This window comes from Streptomyces sp. NPDC005202, from assembly GCF_040608235.1.
Classification (GTDB): domain Bacteria; phylum Actinomycetota; class Actinomycetes; order Streptomycetales; family Streptomycetaceae; genus Streptomyces.
On sequence record NZ_JBEXHW010000001.1, the window covers coordinates 401,984 to 424,425 of the forward strand.

Annotated in this window: 20 protein-coding genes; 10 read left to right on the top strand and 10 right to left on the bottom strand. The window is 68.4% G+C overall.

Translation table 11 applies throughout. From position 1 onward, the window contains the following. Nucleotide 1 precedes the first annotated feature (1 nt). The 6 genes from ABZV31_RS01895 to ABZV31_RS01920 all read right to left on the bottom strand — a co-directional run bounded on the left by ABZV31_RS01895 (nt 2) and on the right by ABZV31_RS01920 (nt 5,312). Nucleotides 2–736, bottom strand: a complete 735-nt coding sequence (locus ABZV31_RS01895; protein WP_355886727.1) for a hypothetical protein — start codon at nt 734–736, stop codon at nt 2–4. A gap of 465 nt (nt 737–1,201) precedes the next feature. Further along, entirely contained in the window at nt 1,202–1,408 is a 207-nt protein-coding gene (locus tag ABZV31_RS01900; RefSeq protein WP_355886730.1) for a hypothetical protein, read from the bottom strand. Nucleotides 1,409–1,639: 231 nt separating this feature from the next. Then, nucleotides 1,640–2,503 (bottom strand): hypothetical protein, encoded by an 864-nt coding sequence (locus ABZV31_RS01905; protein WP_355886733.1) that lies wholly within the window; start codon nt 2,501–2,503, stop codon nt 1,640–1,642. Further along, the gene (locus ABZV31_RS01910) at nt 2,500–3,213 is read right to left on the bottom strand and encodes a ParA family protein (RefSeq protein ID WP_355886735.1); all 714 of its coding nucleotides are present in this window, start codon (nt 3,211–3,213) and stop codon (nt 2,500–2,502) included. Before ABZV31_RS01910 ends, ABZV31_RS01905 begins: the two co-directional genes overlap by 4 nt. Before the next feature lie 196 nt (nt 3,214–3,409). Further along, the gene (locus ABZV31_RS01915; RefSeq protein ID WP_355886738.1) at nt 3,410–3,793 is read right to left on the bottom strand and encodes a helix-turn-helix domain containing protein; all 384 of its coding nucleotides are present in this window, start codon (nt 3,791–3,793) and stop codon (nt 3,410–3,412) included. Nucleotides 3,794–3,977: 184 nt separating this feature from the next. Then, nucleotides 3,978–5,312 (bottom strand): transcriptional regulator, encoded by a 1,335-nt coding sequence (locus ABZV31_RS01920; protein ID WP_355886741.1) that lies wholly within the window; start codon nt 5,310–5,312, stop codon nt 3,978–3,980. Between the two features lie 777 nt (nt 5,313–6,089). On the opposite strand from ABZV31_RS01920, the gene ABZV31_RS01925 reads away from it, so the two are divergent. From ABZV31_RS01925 to nshR, 9 genes are all read left to right on the top strand, one after another. After that, nucleotides 6,090–7,436, top strand: coding sequence for a YcaO-like family protein (locus tag ABZV31_RS01925; RefSeq protein ID WP_355886744.1), 1,347 nt, complete (start codon nt 6,090–6,092; stop codon nt 7,434–7,436). A 36-nt stretch (nt 7,437–7,472) separates the two neighbouring features. Then, the gene (locus tag ABZV31_RS01930; protein WP_355886747.1) at nt 7,473–8,084 is read left to right on the top strand and encodes a TOMM precursor leader peptide-binding protein; all 612 of its coding nucleotides are present in this window, start codon (nt 7,473–7,475) and stop codon (nt 8,082–8,084) included. A 29-nt stretch (nt 8,085–8,113) separates the two neighbouring features. Next, the gene (locus ABZV31_RS01935; protein ID WP_355886750.1) at nt 8,114–9,733 is read left to right on the top strand and encodes a tpaE; all 1,620 of its coding nucleotides are present in this window, start codon (nt 8,114–8,116) and stop codon (nt 9,731–9,733) included. Between the two features lie 24 nt (nt 9,734–9,757). Beyond that, nucleotides 9,758–10,435: a tpaF gene (locus ABZV31_RS01940; protein ID WP_355887563.1), complete on the top strand. Its 678-nt coding sequence runs from the start codon at nt 9,758–9,760 to the stop codon at nt 10,433–10,435. Nucleotides 10,436–10,551: 116 nt separating this feature from the next. Continuing rightward, complete coding sequence (locus tag ABZV31_RS01945; protein WP_355886751.1) at nt 10,552–12,339, top strand: hypothetical protein; 1,788 nt, start codon at nt 10,552–10,554, stop codon at nt 12,337–12,339. A 634-nt stretch (nt 12,340–12,973) separates the two neighbouring features. Next, nucleotides 12,974–14,236: a YcaO-like family protein gene (locus tag ABZV31_RS01950; protein WP_355886753.1), complete on the top strand. Its 1,263-nt coding sequence runs from the start codon at nt 12,974–12,976 to the stop codon at nt 14,234–14,236. A gap of 100 nt (nt 14,237–14,336) precedes the next feature. Further along, nucleotides 14,337–16,985 carry a lantibiotic dehydratase gene (locus ABZV31_RS01955; RefSeq protein WP_355886755.1) on the top strand — a complete coding sequence of 883 codons (2,649 nt, stop codon included), beginning with the start codon at nt 14,337–14,339 and terminating at the stop codon, nt 16,983–16,985. Beyond that, nucleotides 16,978–17,901 carry a thiopeptide-type bacteriocin biosynthesis protein gene (locus ABZV31_RS01960; RefSeq protein ID WP_355886758.1) on the top strand — a complete coding sequence of 308 codons (924 nt, stop codon included), beginning with the start codon at nt 16,978–16,980 and terminating at the stop codon, nt 17,899–17,901. The genes ABZV31_RS01955 and ABZV31_RS01960 overlap by 8 nt, the downstream gene beginning before the upstream one ends. Before the next feature lie 186 nt (nt 17,902–18,087). Next, a complete protein-coding gene (gene nshR / locus ABZV31_RS01965) occupies nt 18,088–18,894 on the top strand; it encodes an NshR/TsnR family 23S rRNA methyltransferase (RefSeq protein WP_355886760.1) in 807 nt (268 codons plus the stop codon). Nucleotides 18,895–19,084: 190 nt separating this feature from the next. Here the strand turns inward: nshR and ABZV31_RS01970 are convergent, their stop codons facing one another. From ABZV31_RS01970 to ABZV31_RS01985, 4 genes are all read right to left on the bottom strand, one after another. Further along, nucleotides 19,085–20,095, bottom strand: coding sequence for a hypothetical protein (locus tag ABZV31_RS01970; RefSeq protein WP_355886762.1), 1,011 nt, complete (start codon nt 20,093–20,095; stop codon nt 19,085–19,087). A 173-nt stretch (nt 20,096–20,268) separates the two neighbouring features. Continuing rightward, nucleotides 20,269–20,424, bottom strand: coding sequence for a thiocillin/thiostrepton family thiazolyl peptide (locus ABZV31_RS01975; RefSeq protein WP_355886765.1), 156 nt, complete (start codon nt 20,422–20,424; stop codon nt 20,269–20,271). A 410-nt stretch (nt 20,425–20,834) separates the two neighbouring features. Further along, a complete protein-coding gene (locus ABZV31_RS01980; protein ID WP_355886766.1) occupies nt 20,835–21,221 on the bottom strand; it encodes a MazG-like family protein in 387 nt (128 codons plus the stop codon). Nucleotides 21,222–21,351: 130 nt separating this feature from the next. After that, nucleotides 21,352–21,897, bottom strand: coding sequence for a DoxX family membrane protein (locus tag ABZV31_RS01985; protein WP_355886769.1), 546 nt, complete (start codon nt 21,895–21,897; stop codon nt 21,352–21,354). A gap of 132 nt (nt 21,898–22,029) precedes the next feature. Here ABZV31_RS01985 and ABZV31_RS01990 point away from each other — a divergent pair, with 132 nt between their 5' ends. After that, entirely contained in the window at nt 22,030–22,356 is a 327-nt protein-coding gene (locus ABZV31_RS01990; protein WP_355886772.1) for a nuclear transport factor 2 family protein, read from the top strand. Nucleotides 22,357–22,442: the final 86 nt, after the last annotated feature.

Sequence of the window (22,442 nt, forward strand, 5' to 3'; positions counted from 1 at the left end):
TTTATTCCTTTCTATGCATGTCAAAAAACTGTAATTCGCCTGCTCGGGTACCACCGGAAAAACGGGAACTGGCTCCCAGAGACGCCAGGATTCTGGCGACGTGCCGGCGGTACGTGCGCAGGGACAGGCCCAGTTCACGGGCTGCGACCGCGTCCGTGGAGCCGGCATACAACCGGGCCAGGACTCCACGCGCGGTGTCGGTGGCGAGACAGGCGTCCAGCATCTGATAATCCGGCCAGGGCAGCGAGGCGTCCCAGGCCCCCATGAACAGCGAGGCCAGCACGCGGACCGTGGCCCGGTCGCGAACCAGCAGGCCACCCGTGCTGTCGCCCGGCGCATGGATCAGCGCCTCCGCGACGTCCGCCACCAAGGACTCGGCGAGCGGGTGGCTGGTCACCCGCAGTTCCGCCAGGTCGGCCGCCCCCGCCCAGGCTGGCACCTCCCGCAGTGCCGAGGCGGACCCGAGCACGCGGACGGTAATCCGGCCTGGACCGGTCTTGGCCCGGGCCCTGAGGTCGCCCAGCACGGTGCGTACGGCCGCCAACTGCCCGCTCCGGCCGGACAGCGAGATCAGCACGGTGCGCCGGGCCTGGGCCACCAGGTCCGTCAGGGTGGCACCGGGCGCCTCCTGCCGCTGGTCGGCGGACAACTCCACGAAACGCGGCGCGGGAAGAGAACGGAATTCAAGAACGGCGGAATCGATTAGATTCCGCGCTTGCAGCAGTGCGTGTTCCACGGGGTCGTGAGTAAATTGTGTACTGCCTGTTTCAGGCTGATCCCGATTGATGGCTACCCCCCGGTTCTCCCTGGTTGAAAAGTTACCCAATCGAGACAGCCCTAGCAAGGGCTTCCTGAGTGCGAAGCGTGGCGTTTGGTCCGATTTAAAGGGTGATGTCCGTCGCTCTTTGTCGTCAATTGGTGATCGAGCGTCTTGTTCTGATCGGTCGGTGGCGCAATGTGTGTGGTAGTCGATCTGTTCGAATTTCACGCTTTATGTATGCAGAGGGCCGCGGAATGGGCCGCCGAGTGACCAGTGGGCAAATTCAGGCACGCGAAGCCGGCTGTGCCCTGGCTGCGGGGCCGGAGTGTGGGTCCGGATACGCAAAGCGGCGGTGGCCCGCCGCTGCATAATCACGTGTGTCGCGGCTGCTGCTGCGGCTCACAAGCACTGCGGTCCGGGCCATGCGTTCGTCCGTTCCGCTCACGAGGCTTCTGGCGCGGTTGGTTTGACGTCGGGTGGGTAGCCCTTGGCGCGCAGGAAGGCGTCGAGAGCGAGCGCGACGATGTCGCCGTGCTGAACGCCGTGGTCCGCGTGGTAGCGGCGGATGCGCCGCTGGAGTTGCAATGCGTCGGGGACGGCGTAGTTGATCTGCCCACGATTGGTATGGCGGCCATTGATGACCTCCAATGTGTCCGGATGAGGCGCCAACGGGTCGTCGGTCAGGTCGGATTACGCGTCGAGGGCGTCAGCCATTTCACGCAGCTGACGGGCGTGGCGCGAGAGATCGGGCATGGGGTGCTCCAGTCCGGCCCACTAGTCGACTGGCTAGCCGCCTAGTGGACTAGTGGAATAGTCGGGGGGACGGGTGTCCGCGAACGGGAGAAGCGTTCGCGGACACCCTGGGAGATGCACGCCGCGTCAGAAGCCGCGGGCGGTGAGCCACTCGTCCAGCGCGACCGAGACGATGTCGCCGATGGGCAGGTGATCGAGTTCGTTGTCGAGCGCGAAGCGTTTGATCCGCTTCTTGAGCTTCAGCGCGGTGGGGATCGACGAGTCGAGGCTCTCGCGCGTGATGATGCGCTGGTTGAGAACGACGGCGACCTCGGGAATGTCCTTGGGACGGCCGGGACCGTGTGCGTACGGCGTTGCCTCGCTGGGCGTCTCCTGCGATCGGACGTCCTGTTCCTGGTGAGCCCCCGGACCCTCGGTCCTCACCGGGAACGCGGTACCGCCTGCGACCGGAGGAACTGCCGAGCGAATGGCCACCTCGGCGGCCGGGGCCGCACCAAAGGCTGCGGACGTGACGCGGGACGGGCCATGCTGTGCAACAGGTTCGGGCGGCTGCGTGGGCTGGAGCGCAGGTGCTGCAGACTCGGGAGCGGGGGCCACAGGCGGCACCTGCCGCTCCATTGGTTCCCCAGCGGATTTCTCCGTTTCGGGGGCGACGACGGCCGGGCGAACCGGCTGACTGGCGGCCGGCTCGGGCACGGGGCGACTCGGCCTGACCTCAACAGGCGGCTGGGTAGCGGCCTCCGCCACTTCCAGCACCGCCTCGGCCTGGCCCTGTGCCGATGTCTCGGCGGGAACGGCGGGAGGAGCGGGCTGAACATGCGGCTCGCTGGCAGTGGGATGGCCTTCGCTCTGGGCGGTGGCCTGTTCGGCGGCGTATTGCTCGGGGGTGAGCTCGGAGGTCGGGGGAGGGGGCGGCGGGGTCGCCTTCTTGGCCCCGCCGCCGAGGGTGCGGCCGGTGCGGCGGTTGGGGGGCTTCATACGCTCGCTCATGCCGTGAGCTCCTTCATCAGCTCGGCGTACTCGCTCCGCTCGGTCGGGATCTCGCCGAAGGCCTCCATGTAGTGCACCCAGGAGTGGATGACGGTCTCGGCGAGCGGGAACGGCTCGTCGCGGTCCGGGCCGATGCCCTCGCCCTTGGCAAGCTCCAACAGCTTGTCTTTCGCGTTGCGGGGCAGGCTGGTGCGGTCGTCGGCCTTGACCATCACGACGTGGGCGGTGACACCGTGCTCGTTGCGGGCGGCGGCGCGCTCGGCCTCGTCGAAGGTGGCCACGAGCTTGCGGCGCTCGATCTTGGTGGGGGCGACCGGCACGAGCAGCAGATTCGCCTCGGTAACAGCCTCGTGGAAGATGCGGGCGCTGCCGCCGCCGGCGTCGACCACGATCGCTCCGAACTCGGCGCGCTTGGCACGTCTGTACTCGGCGATGTCGTCGAACGGGTACCGCTCGACCACCAGGTTCTCGGGGATCTCGAAGCCCTCGGCTTGGGCGACCTTGAACCAGTCGTAGGCGGACTGGCTGGTCGCGTCGGCATCCAGCAGCAGCGTCGGGACGCCGAGGACGGCGGCGTAGTAGAGGGCGATGAACCAGGCGGAGGTGGTCTTGCCGGTGCCGCCCTTGAGCATGCCGACAACGATCACGAAGGCGTCCCAGGCGCGGACTGTGGCCGCAGCCAGGGTCTTGTGACGGGTGTTCTCATTCACGTGTGCTTGATCTCCTGAAACTGGAAAGATGCGTTGACTTGGCGGGGGCTGTCGACGGCGTCGACGCTTGCTTGTGGGCCTGGCTGCCTGCAGGCGAGCGGGGGTGCCCTTGCCGTGCAACCGAAGCCGGGATGGTGGATGGGCGGGTCGTTGAGCCGAGCGGTGCCTCGGGGGATACCTGCGAGAACGGGGGCGCTCATGGCCGCTTCCTCGGGTCGCGGACCGGGCCGTGGTTGTGCTGGGGCCGCATGCAGGTGCCTGCTTGGTGCAGGAGCCGGTAGACGGTGGCGACGGAGTAGCTGCACTCCTGGGCGAGGTCCGGGACCGTGGCTCCGGCCTCGTATCGTGCCCGCAGGGACAGCGCGAGCTTCTGCCGCTCGGCGGCCCGCGCTGTAGCACGCATCCGCAGCGTCTGCTGTGTCGTGCGCACGGTGCCGCCGGCCTCGATCAGCAGGCGTCGGGCAGCACGCCTCGTCTCTCCCGCGGCCGCGGCGAGCTCGGTGAGCGTCGCGCCGTGCTGCTCGTACAGGGTGCGCAGACGGGCCGCGAGACGCAGGCGCGCTTGCGGATCCTGGCGCATGCGGCGGGTCTGCCACGACGTGCGCATCTCGGTCCCGGCGTCGTGCAGCCGGTTGAGGACCGTGCCGTACGACAGCCCACTGGCGGCGACGAGTTCGTCGACCGTGGCCCGGACTCGTACTGCTTGCGCAGGGACTCGGGCGTCACGGCCTCGCTCGCATCGGATGCGACCGGGGGTTCTGGGTTCATGCGACGGACTCCCATTCGCTGAGGGCTTCGGTATGGGCGGCGGCCAGCTCGTCGTAACTGCGCTGATCAGCCGGGGTGATGAGGAGCAGTCGCCCATCGGTGGCGATCCGCCAGTCAGGAGCGGCGCGACCGGTGACCGGGTCGAGGACGCACCCACCGGGCGCATGCCACGCAGAGGGGATCTCATCTGGGCGGGGTGCCGGTACGAGGACCTGGCGGCCGTCTCGGACGATCACCACGGCCTTGCTGCGGTGCTCAACCAGCCGGTCCAGTGCCTCCCGATACCCCGCGCGCTCGGCCGCGTGCAGCGCCTTGCGCCGGGCCGAGACGCCCGCGGTGTCGCATTGCCGGGCGACGGCGTCCCAGCCTTGTGCCGGGTGGCCGGTCGGGCCGGGTACGGTCTGGGACAGGCTGGCGCCGAAGCCCTCCAGCGCGCGGGGCGCTAGGGTCCAGGTTTCCCCGCTGTGGTTTACAAGGTCGTGGGCGGCCAGGCGGCGCAAGGTCCGATAGGCGGTGGCCCGGGACACCGATGCCGAGCCGACGAGCTCACCGACCGTCTGTGCTGGGCAAACGTGTAGCGCGCCGATGATCATGAGTGCAGAGCTGCCGAGGCCGCGGTGGGCGAAGGCGTCGTGGCCCATTAGACGGCCGATGACGGTGGAGTCGATGTCGGCCGCCGCCCCCGTCTCAGGGGTGGGCCACTCCTCAAGTGCCGGGTCGGGGGGGTACTGAGTGGTCCGGAAACGAGACAGCCGAGCGGGGACGTCGTGATGGTCGGCGCTGCCGTCGCCGAGGTACCAGGTCGAGCCCTCCCGGCCATGGCCGACCCGCAGGCGGCGCAGCCAGCCACGCGGCTTGAGAACGGTCTCGTACACGACCCGCAGCGTCGTCCGGGAGATCCCGGCCTCCTCAGCGGTCTGCCGCTCACTGGCGTGACGCAGGGGGCCGCCCGCGATCTCGGCGAAGTTCAGATGCGCCCGCAGCACCCGCAGCGCGGTCCGCTCCCGCTCCCCACGCCAGGGCGTCGTCTCGATCCGGTCCCTCAGCGCGGCGAGAACCTCGTACGTCTGCTGGCGCGACCCCAGGATCCGCGTGCTGGCGACCGCGACCGAGGCGCTGGCCCACACCCTGCGGATGTAGTCCAGGGCACGCGACTGCCCGGAGCGCACCGCGATGTGCCGGGCGTGCCGACCACCCTCATGGTCGGGGTGGAGCAGCAGCCGGGTCAGCTCATCGACGGTTCCGCCGGCGCGGGCGACGTGGCAGGCGATGGCCGCGGTGATCCGGTGCCCGTGCTCGGCCGCGCTGCGACGGTTCTCGCGCGAGACCACGGTCCGGCCGTCGGAGCCGAGCCTGCTGTAGCTGCCCGTCGCATAACGGCCGGTGAGGTCTCCGAGTAGGACAAGGTCAGCGGCGGCCGGAAGCAGCCTGTGAAGACCCAGTCGCTCGCTCGGGTGAATTGGACGTCGGGGTGAGTCCGTCTGATGGGTGTGGTGTGGCACTGTGAGGTCGTCTCGCAAGGACGTGGACGCCATCCAGGCCCGCTAAAACCACGGGTGGTGTCCGGAACCGACCTCCAATCGGTGCCAGCGAAGCCTCCAGGATTGCCGTCCTGGAGGCCTTCGTATGCCTGGCCCCGCATCAGAGGCAGGCGTCCCCATCGCGGCTCGACCGAGAACGACTCGGAGTGCCGCCAGAGGAGTGCTGACCCGTTCGACACCGCCCCGACCTCGGCCGATTCGGGGCCAAACAGAGGGCGATTGCCTCTGACTGGCTCCGAGCAGCTCGGGTCGAACCCGGGGCGAATCAGAGCGGTTTCCTCTGACTGCCTCCGATCGCCTCTGCAACCCGTCCTAGCAGGTCACAGCCGATACGACTCGCATAAGCGCAGGTCAGAAGGGTGCGTCAGATATACCCGGCGTACAGCCCGACTCGTCTGCCGCTCCGTATTTCCGCGCGGCAGAGCCCATTGTCTCAAGTTGAACAATCTGTGGGGCTTGAATCCGGGCCGACCGGTAGACGTATCTCCGGCGGATGTCAACTCCTTTTACCTCGTGTGGGGTGAGGTATCGTTTCGCGAGCAGACGCGAGAAGGACCGGAGGGGTGAATGTATTCACGGGGGGACCTCGAGTCCAATCCGCCCGATTTACGGCGAATTCAGTCCCTGGTATCCCCGTACGGCCTCGTATCCCGCACCGCCTCCCTGCCTACCGGCGACGGTGAGCCCGACTTCGCCATCCACGTGTCCAGCCTGGGCGACCCCTCGAAAGTGCTGGACAATCTGCGGGCCTGGAATCACGACGCCGACATGGGAAACGTCAACGGTGTCGGCAGTGCCCTCACCGGCGAGCGGGCGAGACTGATATCGATCGCCGAAGCCCTGGAGCGGTACTCGACGTGCTCGTGGAATGACGACGACATCGTCGTCGCTGCCGAGGACACCCTCTCCGACGAGTTCGTCTCGCCCACTCGATGGCCGCAGTGCTCCGCGCGCGAGCTCAGTCGCAGCGACAACGGTCTGGAACCGTACGACCCGAGCATCCCGATCCGATGGGTCCGGGCCTGGTCCCTCACCCGACGGCGCACCGTCCTGGTGCCGGCCATCGCGGTGTACCTGCACATGCGGCCCCAGTCGCGATCCGAACTCTTCACCCGGGGCGTCACCACCGGGGCCGCGGTCCACTCCGACATCCGCAGCGCCGTCCTCGGCGGGCTCCTGGAGGTCGTCGAACGGGACTCGCTCGCGCTGGCCTGGTTGCAGAGACTGCGTCTACCGCGATTGCAGGTCGATCCGGAACTCCTCGAACCACTCGCGCGTGCCTATTACGCGACCGGGACGTCGCGTCACCTCGAGGTCCGGCTGTTCGACGCCACGACGGACTTCGGAATCCCCGTGATCTACGCCGTGCAGCTCGCGGGCAGTGACGACGCGCTCGCGCAGATCGTGTGCGCGACCTGCGACCTGGATCCGCACCGGGCGGTCGGCAAGATCTACCGCGAGCTCGCCTCCCTGCGCATCGCGCTACGCGAGTACGTGACCCACAACCCGGTGCAGCGACCCGACGACGGGACCGTCAGCGTGATCGGCGGCGCCGCGTGGAACGCCTCGATCGAGCGCCGCGGCGCCTTCGGGCACCTGCTGGAGGGGGAAGGAGAAGTACGCCGTCTCGAGGAGCTGCCCCGCCTGCCTGCGGACGCGGATCCCCTGGAGGGCGCGGTCTCCAGGCTGGCCGCCCGGGGTGCCGAGGTCCTGGCGGTCGACATCACCACGGACGAGGCGCGGCAGGTGGGCATGCACGCCGTCAAGGTGCTGGTCCCGGAAGCCGTGCCCCTGTCCTTCATACACAGCGAGCGCTACCTCGCCACGGCCAGGCTCTACGCCGCGCCACGGGCCATGGGTTTCGAGAGCTATGACGAAGAGTCACTCAATCCCGATCCGCAGCCGTTTGCGTAGCGCGGGGTGAGTGGATCAGTGGAGGGGGCGGATCACATGGCACCGGAAGCACCGGTGGAATGCCTGTACCTGGTTCGTGATGCGTTCGGGGAGCAGTACGCCGAGGCGTACGGAATCCCGGAGTCGAGCCGGGTGACGATGACCACGGTCCCGGGCGATGCCGAGCTGCCCCGCGCGGGCATGCTGGTGGCCCTGCACGCGGGGCGGGACGAGGCGCTGCGCGACGCGCTCGACAGGATCGGTTTCGAACGGAACATTCCGTCGGTGGGGGTCGAACTGCTCCCGACGAGGATCATCTGTGGTCCAGCCGTGATCCCGGGCGCGACGGCCTGCTACTCGTGCTACCTGGCACGCATCGAGCAGCACAGGGACCCCGCGCAGCCGTACGACGTCGGTCGGGCGACCCGGGGACTGGACGAGGGCTTCGGCCCGCAACACCTCGCGATCGCCCACGGGCTGCTCGCCCTGGCCGTGGACGAGCTCCGCACCGGCCCTCAGGGGCTCGGGGCCACGGTGCGGACGTTCGACCTGGTGGCCGGGACCCTGGCGACGGCCGAGACAGTGGCCGTGGACCGTTGCCCGCGCTGCGGCGTCCGATTCCGTGACCGCCCGACGAGCGGTGCCGGAGCGGTGGCAGGGCTCCCGTAAGCGCCAACGATCCCGTAAGGAGTGCACTGTTGGTTTCCGAGGTGAAGGCGGAGACGATCGGCCGGGCCGCACGCCGCGACCTGCAGATCGCCGTGCCCGTCCGTCCGGCCGTGCGTCGCGGCGTCCGACTGCGCCAGGTCGGCGACTCGGTCATGCTCGACGGCTCGGACCGGCCGCAGGTGTTCACGGGGGGGTTCGCGCGCGAGAGTCTGGTTCGGCTGGTCGCCGCGTGCGACGGCACCGCGACGCATGCGGAACTTGCCGACGCGGTGGGACTCGACGAGGCTGCCGTCTACAAATCCGTGGCCCTGCTCTGGGCGTCGGGGGTCCTGGAGGAGGGCGTGCCCGGCGACGACGACAAGTCGGTCCCGCCGGAGTTCGCCTGCTTCCTGTCGCGTCTCGGCAACTCCACCGGAGCGAACCGGTCCTGGACGGACAGCGCCGCAAGACTCGCCCGCTCCGCCGTCCGCCTGACCGGGGACCGCCTGCTGGTGGAGGCCGCGACGCGCGCCTTCGGGGGCGTGTGCGACGTGGTCGTCGACGCCGATGGGCGGCGGACCGCGGAAAACGAGCTCGTCGTCTTCTTCGAGACCAGCGAGTCGCAGCCGGAACTCGCCGGGCTGCAGCACAGGTGCTGGGCGGAGAACCGGCCGCTCCTGCGGGTGCGGGCCGACGCGACGTCGTTGGTCGTGGGCCCGTACGTGGATCCGTCGTTCACCCCCTGCCTGCAGTGCGGGACATCGGGCGAAGGCAAGCTGTCGGGGAACCCGCCGGAGCGCGCGCACGACCTCGTCGCGGGCCTCGTCGCCCACCATGTCGTCGCGCTCGTCTCACGGGCGACGATGACCCATCTGCCGCTCGATGCGAGCGTGATCGACCTGACCACCCTGTCGACGAAGTACCGGGCGAGTGCCACGCGTGCCGGATGTCCCACCTGCTCCTTCAGCGAGGGCCCGGAGGCGTCCTCACCGCCTGCCTGCTCCGCGTACGAGGCGGCGGTCGCGATTCCCCCACGCCGGTTCCTGGATCCCAAGGGGCACCTGGCCCACTACCAGTCGTCGAACATCCGGCTGCAGTCCGAATTCCGGGAATGGCCGAGCTGTCCGCAGGTGCCGTTGCCGGATCCGGACGTGTCGAGGCTGGCTGGTGCGCACCGGCGAGCCGCGTCGGAGCGCCGGGCGGCCATCGGTCTGGACGACGTGGGCCTGCTGCTCAAGGTCGCGTTCGGCATCCGTGACCAGTCGTCCGACGGGTGGGTGAAACGGTGGACCGCGGCGGCGGGGAACATCGGTTCGGCCACGGCCTACCTGGTGTCGCGGGACGAGAGCGTGCTGCCGGTGGGCGTCTACGCCTACAACGAGCGGGATCACGCGCTGGCGCAGCTGTCGACGAGTGTCCCGCCGGGTGACCGACGACTGCTTCTCGTCGTCACCGGCAACCTCAAGAAGGTGGTCCGCAAGTACGGCACGTTCGGGCTCCGCCTCGCGCTGCTCGACGCGGGGTGCGCGCTGACCAGTGCCCGCGAGGTCGCCGAACACGTGGCCCTGGACTTCTCGCTCGACAAGGACTGGGACGACGACTCCTTGAGCGAGCACCTCGGCATATCGCCGGACGAAGAACCTGTCGCGGCCGTCATGGGACTGGGGTGAACCGTGAGATCCGACCTCTCGACAATGCTTCCCGTGCTGAAGAGCTTCGGCTCCCGCACGAGTACGGGCGACGGGCTCGCGGCCCGCAGAGCGCCCATCCCGTTCGAGCATGCGACACCCGTCCCCGTCGACCTGGACGAGGAGGTCCTCGGCCCGGGTAACGACCTGCTCGAGACCCTGCTGCAGCGGCGGTCGTCGCTGCAGTACTCGGACGACCCGGTGCGCACGGAGGTGATCATCCACCTGCTCCGGGGAGCCCTGCGGCGCGATTCCGCGGACTGGGGTCTGGACGACGCCGCCGGTCCGCTCGAAGCGTTCGTCTTCGCTTTCAGGAGCGAGGGGCTCGAGCCCGGCATCTACCGCGTCACGGCGCAGGAGTCCTCGTTCATCGCGCCGATGTCGGCTCTCGGCGACGTCGAAAACCTCGGTGTGCAGCGCGAGTTCGCGACCGCGGGTGGGATCGTCACCGTCTACGGCGGCCTCGACCGGGCGGACTCGTGGGCCGGGTCGCACGGCTATCGCCTGTGCGTCACGCGCGCCGCGATGGCGATCTACGACTTCCATCTGACGTTCCAGTCCCATGGGTTCGTCGGCACGCTCTTCGGCGGGTTCATCGCGCCGGCGGTACGGAACCTGGTCCAGAGCGACGGTGTCACCAGGCATCCGCTGATCTCCTCGACCTACGCCCATCCAGTGCGTTAGCGGCGGCCCCGTCGCGGCGGCCCGGACTTCCGTTGTCGCGCGGCTGGACGTATGGGTGATTTTTCCTGAACGGACTGACTACGGGTCAAATCCCGTACGGGGGTGCAGTGTTCACGATGCAGCAAGCGACCGGTACCACCGGGGGTGACTCGCCCGCGGGATTCGTCGTCGCGCGTCCCGACGTGTCGGTGCTGCGGACGGTGGAGGGGGTCTGGATCGGCAACGGCGTCGCGTCCTTCACGGTGAAGGGCGCCGCGGCGTTCGATCTGGTCTCGACGCTGCTGAGCATGCTGGACGGGAATCGCCCGGTCCAGGACCTCGTGAACCAGTACGCGGCCGCATCGCGTCCTGTGGTGTCGCGCCTGCTCGACACACTCGTGGCCCGCGGCTGCGCCGTTCGCCTGGACGGGCCGATGAGCCGGTATGTGGCCGAGAAGGGCCCCGCGTCGGCGTGGCTGATCCCGTACTTCTCCCAGCTGACGAACGAGCCGGCGCGCGCGTTGGACGCCGTGCTCGGCACCACGCTCGTCCTGCTCGGCCGTCCCGACTGGCTCGAGCACCTGCGCCGCGCTCTCGACGCATCACCGCTGAACGGGCTGCGGACCGAGTACCACCCCGTGGCCGGAGACACCTCCTGGTCGGTGCCGGACGGGGCGGAACCCGGGCGTCGATGGCGGGACGACGTAGTGGTCCTCGTCGATGCGGACGGCCTGCCGCACGAGCGCACCGTCCGGATCCAGGACACCCTGCTCGAGCGGGGCGTGCCGCACGGCATAGCGGGCGGGATCGGCTCGCTGGACTGGATCGTCTGGTCCGACGCCGACTCCACCGGCTGCTGGGACTGCCTGCGCAGGTACGGCCGGACGTGGGCGGCCCCTGCCGAGGGCGCGCCCGAGGACGCGCCGCCGGGGACGGCGGCCGAGCTGAGAGCGGCCGTCCTGGTGCACTCGATCTACGTGCGGTGCGCGGGACTGGCCGATCACTCCGCGGCGGGCACCGCGCTGTCCATCGATGCGGGCCTGCCCGCGGTCAAGCCGCATCCGGTGTGGCACGACTCGGGGTGTCGCTGTCACCGGGCGAGCGTGCCCGACGATCACGGCGACCCGCTCGAGGACGCGCATGAGCCGCTGGTCCGGAGGAACATCGCGAGCCCGCACGACGACGAGCGACTGCACGACGACAACGACCGCATCATCGCCACCTTGGCCGGCTGGACGGACCGGCTGGTCGGACCCTTCCTCGACCTCGACGGAGGCGACCTGCCCCAGGTCCCGTTCGGGAGCGCCCGGGCCACCGTCCTCACCGACATCTCCGGTTGTTCCCACGTCCGGGAGGTGCGCGCCGACACGCTGTCCTCGAGGGAGGCCTTCTACCAGGCCGCCCTCAACGCCGTCGAACTGATCGCGGACCCGTCGCACGAGGGCCCGGTGTCGCGCAACCTGGGCGCCGGATGGAACGTGGACGAGGCGATCTACCGCGCGCTGCTGAGGACTTCGTTGCGCGAACCCGTCGGCGAAGGTGATCTGGACCCGATGTCGGACGAAGACCTGGGTGACGACGAGTGCGGTCGAATGAGCCGGTACATCGATCGCAGTATCGCTCGCAGCGGACGTCGTGGTGTGCTGCGGTGGGTCGGCGCGCGACTGCCGAACGGCCTCTACCGCGCAGCCGGCCTGGGGGCCGAGGGCGCGGTCACCCACGGCCTGGGTGCGTGTTACGGGGAAGCCGTCTCCATGGCGCTGCTCGGACTGGTCAACGACGGCAGCGTTCTGGTCCACCTCAATCCGCACTTCCGGACCTGGCGGGAAGTGTGGAAGCATGTCTCGTTGCCGGACCGCATCGAGCCTGTCCCCCACACAATTCCCTTCATGCGGAACAAAGTTCAGCTCGTGGAAGTGGCGTGACGTGAGGACGACGCGAGACCGGGGCCGGGCGGGAGACGAGAGACAGCCGCACGAGATGCCCACCGAGAACCTTCTGTCGGGCCTCCTGGCCGACAACGGCACGCCGCGCCCGGCGGAAGTTCTTTTCGGGCAGCTGACGAATCCGGTGCGGCTGCACGGACCTGCGGATCCGAGGGACGCGTCGGGCAAGTGCGTGGCCATTCTGTTCTGGCGCAGCAAGATATACGTGCTGGCATACGACTACAGCGGCGACAACGGATGCCCTGAGTGCCTGTCCGGGTTTCTCACCAGACAGCAGGTCCCGCGTCACGCACCGCCCGGCGATGACAGGGCGCAGGGCCCGGGCCGCGCATCACTGTGGCAGCAGACCGGGCCCGCGCTGCAGGTCGTCGTCGCCCGGGTCACGGCCTCGCTCATGCAGGACCGGTATCCCGCGGGCACGCTCGCGACGATCGACCGTACAAGTTGTGCCGTGCAGTACGGCCACGTACCGCCGCGATCGGGGTGCCCGGTGTGCGCCCCGGGCAGGACCACGACCGCGGCCAGGTTCGACTCCGAGCCCGCGCTCCTCAGGAAGGCCGACGGAGCCCTGCGGAGCCGGCGCGCGTTACCGTCGACCCTTACGTCCGACTACGTGGGCGCGCATTCGCTGTTCCGGGAACCACTCCTCGACCTGGACGGTCCGGTTCCCGCGGCCCAGATCGGTGTACCGCTCAACAGCGGTGATCTGGAACCGGGCATCGGGAGGACCCTGAACTTCACGAAGAGCAGGGTCACGGCGGTTCTCGAGGGCCTGGAACGCTATACCGGTTTTCACTTCCGGGCAACCGACGGAATCGTCGAGGCATCGCTCGCCGAACTGGGGGCGCGCGCCATCGATCCCCGCACTCTCGGCTATCACTTCGACGCGCAGTACGCGCAGGAGGACTTTCCCTACGCGCCCTTGGGCGTGGACGAGCAGATACGCTGGGTCGAGGTCACCCCGCTCGGCGACGGTCGGGCTCGATACCTTCCCGAAATGGCGCTCTCCTGGGTGCGCAGGCCCACATCGCGGAAACCGTTGTTCTACGACACCTCGAACGGTTTCGCGCTGGGACAGAGTCCCGAGGAAGCGACGCTGCACGGCATTCTCGAAATCGTCGAGCGGGATGCCTTCCTGCTGACCTGGTACCGCAGACTCCTTCTTCCCGAGCTCACGCTGGGGCCGGCCGACCGCGAGATCCAGGACCTGGTGGAGCGCGTAGAAATCGTCACGGGATTCCGCATTCGGCTCTACTGGGCGGCTCTGGACACCGGGATCCCCGTCGTGGTCGCGTTGGCCCAACGCGACTCGACGTCGGGTCCCTGCACGTTCGTGTCGGCCGGCGCGAGTCTGTACCCCAGGTCGGCGGCCGAGTCGGCGATTCTCGAGGTCTCCGCCATTCTGTCCGCCATCACGCATTCCTTCGAGGGGAATCGCGAGCACGGCGAGCGGTTGGCAGCGGATTTCCGTTCGGTGCGGACGATGTCGGACCACAGCCTGGTCGGGGCCCTGCCCACGTCCAGGGAGTGGTTCGACTTCCTGACGACGCGAGACCGTCCCGACATCAGCCTCACCGAGGTGTCGAAGTCGGGTCCGGTGTTCTCCACGCTCCGGGAGGACCTCGATTACGTGCGGGGGAGGATCGAGGCGGTGGGCTCGGACGTGTACGCGGCCGATGTCACCACCCCGGAGCTGCGGTGGCGCGAACTGGTCTGCACACGCGCCTTCGTCCCCGGATTCCTGCCGATGACTTTCGGGCACGACACCCGAAGAATGGAGGGGCTCCCTCGGCTCCACTGCGATTCCCTGCCCTGCGTCTCCCAGTTGTCGCCCGGGCAGTCACCGGTGGACGTTCCGCCGCACCCGTTCCCCTAGGCCGTGCCCGGCCGCCAGTTGTCACCGCACCGGTGGCACGCCACATTCGTGAAATGCCAGGAAAGGAGTCCGTGCTCGTGCGATCGGGGGGTACCGCTCGATGAACGTGAAGATCAGTCCCTACGTCGTCTACCGGCGCGGCAGACTGCCCGTCGCCGAGCTCGGCGACCTGCAGTTCGAGCGTACCTGGGCGAAGATCGACGAGCTCCACGAACTCAGGGCCGAGAGCGAGCACTGCGCAGGCAAGTTGTCGGATCTGCTCGCCGGGCTCGTGCCGGGCGCGGACGAGTCGGTGCGCGCCGAGATCGTTCAGCTGCGGCGCGACATCTACAACCAGAGGGCCGACCGCGCACTGCGCCGGATCGAGACGCTTCAGCCGCATCTGGACGGCGGCACGCTGTCGCAGGTGAAAACGTGGTACGAACTCGTCCAGCGGGCACGGAGCTGCGAAAGCGAGTCGCGGTCGTCGTTCGAGGCCGAGAAGGAGTCGGCGCGGGCCGGCTTCCGTCGGCTGTTCCACCACGATGCCATGGCAAAAAGCATCCAGCTCTCGGGTGATCAGCTGTACCAGAGCCTGCTCCGGTACGTCTCCGGCGAGAGCGCGTCCGCCAAACCGAGCAAGGTGCGGACCTGGGAGTCCTCGCTGGTCAATTTCGCCTATCGAGCGGCCCTGAAGCCGTCGCCGTTCGGTCGGTTCACCGAGGTCGGCGCCTTCCCGCCCGACATCGCCGGGGCCGGCGGCCCGACGGGCGGCAGCGACACACACTCCGAGACGACGCTGAACCGCGTCCTGCTGAACTGGCTGGTCGGAGGACTGCAGCGAGTCCCCGGCGGCCTGGACCTCGGCATCCTGCTCCTGAACTCGTCGCTGCGATCGGACGCGACCTCGATCCAGTTCATCGGGATCAGGTCCGACGGGCGCGCGGGCGGGTACGGCGGCTCGGAAGCGGTCGTGCGGATCAAGCGTGACGCGACCGTCGACCGTGTCCTGGCCGTACTGGCGGATGGCTCGGCACCCGTGCCGGCTGTGCTCCAGGGCCTGACCGGGCTCACCGGTGACGACGCCGTCAGCAGAAAGATCCTGAACGCGCTCCTGCGTACCGGTCTGCTGTCCTTCCGTCCGGGCATCGACGAGCAGGACCCCGCGTATGCGCAGCAGTTGGCCGAGTTCATCGGCTCCGGGACGACCGAGGCCACGTCCGTCCTGGCGGGTCACCTCGCCACACTGAGGGAGCTGGAGACGAGATTCCCGGACGCCTCGGTTCCGGAACGCCAGTCCCTGCTGCTCGCCGGGGACCGGGCCATCTCCGCGATCTCGGAGGTCTGCGCGGTCGGCCCGCCGCCGGAGGCGATCGTCCGTTCGCCCGTGTACGAGGACGCCTGGACACAGGCGCCGCCCGCCACCTGGAGCCTGGATTCCGTCTCCGAGAACATCCCCGCACTGGAGAGCATGTGGCGGTTCTCGTCCATGCTCGACTACGGGCAGGTGAAGCGACTGGGCCTGTACTCGTTCGCCGTCGCGCACTTCGGCGAGCGCGAGACCCTGCCGTTCCTGGAGTTCTTCGACCGGTTCACCCGGCTGTCGGAAGCCGAGCAGGACAGTGTGCTCGCGGGCCGGGGATCCGCCCTCGCGGAGGCCTTCGCGACACAGCGTGCTCAGGCGCTGCGCGAGATCGGTGAGCAGATCGTGGAAGAGGACGGGGTCCTGCGCCTGGAGCCGGGCGCGGTCGCCGACGCGTGCGCGGCCGTGACGGACTGCGTGGATCCCGAGTCCATCACCTTCCGCATCCAGTTCGCCCGCAGCACACCGTCGCCCACGATCGTGGTGAACGGTGTGCTCACCGGGTACGGCGTCTACTTCTCGAGGTTCAGCAAGTTCATCGAGGGGTCCGGCGTCGACGGGTGGACGCTGCGATCAACCCTCCGGGAGCACCTCCGGCGCGCCTTTCCCCAGCAGGTGGACCTCAACGCGGTTCTTGGGTTCAACTTCAATCTGCACCCGCCTCTGACGGACAAGGTGCTGAACTATCCCGGGTCGTGGCCCGCGGCGGGGGAACAGAAGGCGTACGGCCTCGGTGACCTGCACATCCGTGTCGACCACGCCAACCGGACCTTGGCTCTGTGGGACCCCGAGGCCGAGGAAGCCCTCGACCTGATGCCCATGAATTTCCTGATCCCGGTCGGGGTTCCCGTGCTGTACCAGTTGCTGGAGGCACTGAGCCCGACGACTCGGTACCCCTGGCATCCGTTGAACGACATCCGGGACGCACTGGATCCCAGTTCGTATCCGAACTCGTCGCCTCGCCTCGTGGTCGGTGACGTCGTCGTCGACAGGCAGTCGTGGACCGTGCCGGCGAAGGACATGCCCATGCTGTCCGAGGTGAGCAAGGATTCGTACCAGGCTCTGATCGAGTTCGACGAGTGGCGCCGGAACCGCGGCCTGCCGCGGCACGCCTTCGTGCTCTGCCAGACGCTGGCGGAGTACAACGCGTTGGCCGGCCGGACCAAGGGACTCCCGCGAAACTGGTCCGACTTCGAGCACCTGCACAAGGCGAGTGTCCACAAGCCGATGTACGTGGACTTCCGGAATCCCTACCTCGTGCGGAGCTTCGCGAAGTCCGCACTGTCACGGGACGACATATACGTGTCGATTCGAGAGTGTCTGCCGGCCGTCGACGAGTACGACGAGGGTACGGGACCGGCAGCCGCGGAGGAGTTTTTCGTTGAGCTCTACAGAGACAATGCGTAACGGACCCGCCCAGGGCGGCTGGCGCGCATTCCATATCTACCTGCCGCATTCCCTGCAGACCGGATTCCTGTGCGACGTGATCGGTCCGCTGGTGCGGGATACCGGCGGGCGGGACCGTTTCTTCTTCCTCCGGTACTGGCAGGGCGGTCCGCACATCCGGCTCAGGATCGACGGCGCCTTGGAGGCCACCCTCGAGGCGGTCAGGACATCACTGGCCTCCGCAGTCCCGCAGCTCACGACAGAGCTGTCGGACGAGTACGCGTACGAGGTCTCCCTCCAGTCCGAGCTCGCCGACCTCGAAGGTGAACAACCGGCGGAGATCAGGCCGGCCGGCACCATCGAACCGGCCGACTACGTTCCCGAGTACCGGAAGTACGGCGGGACCGTGGGCGTCGACATCGCCGAGCGCGTCTTCTGCGAGACCTCCGTCGCGGTGCTCGATCTCCTTTCCGCCCAGGCGGACCGCGAGCTCAAGGCGCCGATCGGGGAGGCCATGAGGATCATGGCCATGTCGCTCAGGGGCTCGGGTCTGGGGGTCGAGGAGAGCCGGGAATTCCTCGGCAGGTACGAGGCCTGGTGGCGTCGCTACGTACCGCCGGGATACGACGACATGTGGCCGAGCCTCTACGACAGGACGCGCGAGAGCGTGACGAACCTCTGCAGGTCGGTCTGGCTCGAGGGCAGGACTGACGCGTTCCACGACATCTACGCGAACGCGCTGGCCTCCGCGCACTCCGCTCACGGCGAAGCGACGGACGGCGATCTCGCGCAGCTCCGGCTCGGGGACACCACGTACGCCGGCTGTCTGGCGAACTACCTTCACACCACCAACAACCGGTTGGGCATTATTCCGGCCGGCGAGGCTTTCGTGGCCCACGTGATGCGACGCTCGCTGGCCGAGCTGAAGCCCTCGTGAGCGTTTGTGGGTGAGTCACCCGGGATCGATCACGCCGAGGGCCGAGGCCGTGCGGGACGCGGAGCATGGTAGCTTCACCCCCGAAGGCCTCGGCCCCTGCGCCCCGCTCACCCCGCCCACGGGCGGGTCGCCCGTGCACCCCCGCCAGGCACGAAGAGCCGATAATGCGCATGCTAAATTCCCGTCATGACCAGCCTTGACGTTATCACCGGGAGATCCGATCCTGCCGTACAAAGGATCATCGACGTCACGAAGCATTCGAGATCCGTTGTCCGGACGGCGCTGATCGAGGACACGGAGCCTCTCCTGCAATGCATTCGCGCGGGGCTGGACTTCATCGAGGTCTACGGGATCGAGACCAGTCCCATGCCGAGTGAACTGCTCGCCGCCTGTCAGCAGCAGAACATTCCGGTCCGCCTGATCGAGTCCTCGATCGTCAATCAGGTGTTCAAGACCGACAAGAGACCCAAGACGTTCGGTATCGCCCGGGTCCCGAAGCCGTGCGGTTTCGACGATCTGGCCGGCACGACCGGCGACCTCATCGTCCTCGACGGGGTGAAGATCGTCGGCAACATCGGCGCCATCGTGCGGACGTCCTTCGCGCTCGGAGCCGGGGGCATCGTGCTCGTGGACAGTGATCTTGTGAGCATCGCGGATCGGCGCCTGGTCAGGGCGAGCCGGGGGTACGTGTTCTCGCTCCCGATCGTGCTCGCCTCGCGGGCGGAGGCGATCGACTACTTCCGGGACAGCGGCATGCGGCTCATGGCCTTCGACGCCGACGGGGATCTCACCGTCGGCGACCTCCGCAGCGTCGACGAGCGGCTCGCGCTCCTGTTCGGCAGCGAGAAGACCGGCACGTCGAGCGACTTCGAAGGCATCTCGGCCGGCACGGTGTCGATTCCCATCAACCCCGCGGCCGAGTCGCTCAACGTCTCCGTCTCCGCCGGGATCGCGCTGCACGAGCGGGCCCACCGGAACCTCTCCGACGGCTGAGGAGCCGCTCGGAGATCTCGGCGGCGACGTGCATGACCCTCCGGCCGCGCGCAACGGCGCATGATCAGCTGTGCGCGGCCGCATCAACCCGACGCCGGCCCTCGATGCTGCTGGCCGACCCGGCCGACCGACCGGACCCCGGACGCCGGACCCCGAGAACCGATGCCGATGCACGTCGAGTGAGCGTCGTTCAGCTCGCGAGCAGCCTCGCGAGCGAGCCGAGTCCTCGCTGGAGCTCCTGCGTGGACTTCCCCGAGACGTCCTCGTTGGCGCGCGCCAGGATGTAGCAGAACAGATACCGCTCCACCAGGCTGAATCCGAGCGTGTGCAGGCAGCTGTACAGCAGGCTGGTCTGGAGGCGGAAGGCCAGGAAGTCCGGGTTCCGGTGCAGGAGTTGTTCCAGCGCCTCCGACATGAACGAGTGGAAGCGCGTCGGCTGCAACGGCACCTCCCGGCTTTTGTTGAGATCCTCCAGAGTGAGGCCCTGGTCGACGATCAGGCCGGCTTGGAAGTACTCGCGCACCTCGGCGAAGTTCGCACGGATCACGTCCGCCCAGGAGCGGATCAACGCGTCGTCGGCAGCAGGCAGCGGCGACGCCAGGCAGGAGCCGATGAATTCTCGGGCACGGGCTCCGAGGTCGTCGTAGTACGCGGCGTACCGACGCTCGAAGGATTCGGGATCGCTCACCCGCGCGAAGACGCCCTCGTAGTGCGAGCGATAGCTCAGCAGCCGCAGGGAGAGCAGCTCGTCGAAGCTGTGGGACGGCAGGTCCCGCTGTTCGGATTCCAGCAACGTCGCTCCTGCGTGCGCGACCATCAGGCGCAGGGCGAGGAGGTAGGACTGGGTCGCGTCACCGTTCAGCGCCGCCGCGAACTCGACCAGGATCGGCGCCACGGCCCGATAGAGCTTTTTGGAGACCGCCTCGAACTCGGCGCCACCGAAACCGGAGTTCCACAGCGGCGAGGGGATCTTCGTGAACGGGATTTCCTCGATGGCCGGGTTGAATCCGCGGGCCGTCGCCACTTGGTGGACGAGATCACGTGCGTCGCGCGCGCCGGCGCCCTCCGATTCGAGGCTGATCTGGAAGCAGTCGCGGCCGGTCTCCCGGTCCCAGGTCCGCACAAAGAAGTAATCGCCGCTCCAGGGGGACGGCGCGGACGCGAACAGGTCCGTGACGACACCTCGAATGCCCTGCGACACCGACGCCCCACCTTTGTCCAGGGGAATCGTCACAAACAGATTCACGCGCAAATTCTCCCGACGCCATGCCGCACCCATCCGGTGCGGATCTTCCCGGAAAAAAGCTGCTGCCGGGACCGCGACCTCGGTGAGAAGACGCGTGCACCCGGCAGCAGCAAGCCTCATCGCTGAAATCAGGACGAGGAAGAGGACGAAGAGCTGCATGCACAGCCGCTGGTCGTGCAAGAAGCTGCCATCACCTGCGACAGCGTCTCGTCGTCCTTACCAGCGTCGGCAATCAGGTCCGAGATCTCAAGGGCGTTGAGATCGATCTCCTGAATGTTGTCCATCTGAATCACCCCCCTTCGTTCAGTGGCGAAACCACCGTATCAACGCGACTGGGCTGGTCAGGGCTTGGTTTTGAGTCATGATTATGTTTTGACGAGGCGTCAAAAATCACGGAGAAACCCGGACAAGCAAGACACCGGGTGGGTATGGCGACCGGTCACCTGATCGCGGACACGGACGGCGCTTGGCCCGCCCTCGATAATGAAGACCACGACGGTGGCGCGGTGAACGACACCACCACGCGCTCATCCAGCGATTCAGCCGAAAACGGCTGAACCATCTGGCGGCCCTGACCGTCCACCCCCGCCGCAGCGGTGGCCGGGGCTCGCGCTCGGATGGCAACGCCCGCGATGGCCACCGCCCGAGCAAAGGTGCTTCAGGAAACCCGGCGTACAGTCCGACCCGTCTGCTTTCACATGGCCTCGCTGGTGTTTCGAGCGGCCCCGCTCGTTGCGAGCGAGCGTTCCGTGACGCGGGCCAGGTGGCGGGTGAAGACCTCGCGGGTGTCGGGCGTCAACGTGCGCAGGGCCACCAGCGCCGTGATCACGACGTCGCACAACTCCGCCTCGACGTCCTCCCAGGTGTGGGTGGTGCCCTTGCGCGGGTTCTGGCCGGTCGCCCCGATCACCGCCTCGGCGACCTCGCCGACCTCCTCGGAGAGTTTCAGCATGCGCAGCAGCAGGCCTTCGCGGCCGTCGTGTGAGCGGTTGGCGTCCAGCCAGCCCCACAGGTCGTCGATGGAATCCCACAGGTCCGCGGGTGCCGGCACAGCCGTCGTGGGCGTGTCCTGATCGCTCATGGGCACGCAGCCTGCCATGGAGGCGGCCCCCGGACGCCGCCTACGCCCCGGGCGGCGTCTACGCCCCGGACGCCGCCTACGCCCCGGACGCCGCCTACTCCTCGAACAGCGCCTACGCCTCGGACACCGCCTACTCCTCGAACAGCGCCTCCTGCTCCCCCTCCTGCTCCTTCCGCATCCGCATCGTGCGCGCGCCGACGGCCAGCGCCGTCGCCGCGGCCACCGTTGCGAAGGCGGCCGGGACCATCCAGCCGCGGTTGACCGCGTGGCCGAGGGCGTGGTCGAGGGAGAGGCGGCCGGGGCCCGTGATCGCGAGACCGGCGGACGTCAGACCCAGGGAGGCCGCGTACTCGTAGCCCCCGTTCTGCGCGAAGAACCCGTTGGGCGCGTGCACCGCCGCTGCGCCCGCCATCGCTCCGGCCGCCGCCGCACCGGCCGCGGGGGTCGCCAGGCCCAGCGCCAGCAGCAGGCCGCCGCCCGCCTCCGCCAGGCCCGCCGCCATCGCGCTCGCCTTCCCCGGCCCGTAGCCGACGGATTCCATGAACTGGCCGGTCCCCTCGATGCCGCCCCCGCCGAACCAGCCGAACAGCTTCTGCGCGCCGTGCGCAGCCAGCACGCCGCCGGTGCCCAGTCGGAGCAGCAGCAGGCCGAGATCACGTCGGTCGTAACAGGTCACGGTGACTCCCCAGGCAGACAGCGGAAACTCGTCCCCTTCGCGTTTCCACCGTCGCACCACCGACAGCCCGAGGGCCCGTCCGGGGCGCCGTTCGGGTGGCGGGGTGCCGGGTTCGGTGTGACGCTGGCCGACATGACGATTCAGACCGCCAAACTCAGCGACCCGGCCGTCCGCGCCTTCGTCACCGCCGTCAACGCCCACGACCGCGAGGGCTTCATGCAGCTCCTCGCGCCCGGCGCGACCATGGCGGACGACGGCTCCGACCGCGACCTCGCCGAGTGGATCGAGCAGGAGATCTTCTCCATGCACGGCCACATGAAGGTCGACAACGAGTCCAACGGCGGCCGCTCCCTCCTCGCCCGCTACAGCAACGACACCTGGGGCGAGATGCGCACCCGATGGAGCTTCACCGTCGAGGACGACGGCCGGATCTCCCGCTTCGAGACCGGGCAGGCCTGAACCGGCGCACCGGCCCGGTCCGTCTTTGATGATCCTTTGAGCATGCTTTGAGGACCCTCTGTGCGCGGGCACAGGCTCACTCTGTA

Coding starts and splice junctions, on each gene's coding strand:
- ABZV31_RS01975 (WP_355886765.1), bottom strand. CDS start 20,424: ATGGACAACATTCAGGAGATCGATCTCAACGCCCTTGAGATCTCGGAC.
- ABZV31_RS01945 (WP_355886751.1), top strand. CDS start 10,552: ATGCAGCAAGCGACCGGTACCACCGGGGGTGACTCGCCCGCGGGATTC.
- ABZV31_RS01930 (WP_355886747.1), top strand. CDS start 7,473: ATGGCACCGGAAGCACCGGTGGAATGCCTGTACCTGGTTCGTGATGCG.
- ABZV31_RS01960 (WP_355886758.1), top strand. CDS start 16,978: ATGCGTAACGGACCCGCCCAGGGCGGCTGGCGCGCATTCCATATCTAC.
- ABZV31_RS01980 (WP_355886766.1), bottom strand. CDS start 21,221: ATGAGCGATCAGGACACGCCCACGACGGCTGTGCCGGCACCCGCGGAC.
- ABZV31_RS01940 (WP_355887563.1), top strand. CDS start 9,758: ATGCTTCCCGTGCTGAAGAGCTTCGGCTCCCGCACGAGTACGGGCGAC.
- ABZV31_RS01955 (WP_355886755.1), top strand. CDS start 14,337: ATGAACGTGAAGATCAGTCCCTACGTCGTCTACCGGCGCGGCAGACTG.
- ABZV31_RS01990 (WP_355886772.1), top strand. CDS start 22,030: ATGACGATTCAGACCGCCAAACTCAGCGACCCGGCCGTCCGCGCCTTC.
- ABZV31_RS01915 (WP_355886738.1), bottom strand. CDS start 3,793: ATGCGCCAGGATCCGCAAGCGCGCCTGCGTCTCGCGGCCCGTCTGCGC.
- ABZV31_RS01905 (WP_355886733.1), bottom strand. CDS start 2,503: ATGAGCGAGCGTATGAAGCCCCCCAACCGCCGCACCGGCCGCACCCTC.
- ABZV31_RS01925 (WP_355886744.1), top strand. CDS start 6,090: ATGTATTCACGGGGGGACCTCGAGTCCAATCCGCCCGATTTACGGCGA.
- nshR (WP_355886760.1), top strand. CDS start 18,088: ATGACCAGCCTTGACGTTATCACCGGGAGATCCGATCCTGCCGTACAA.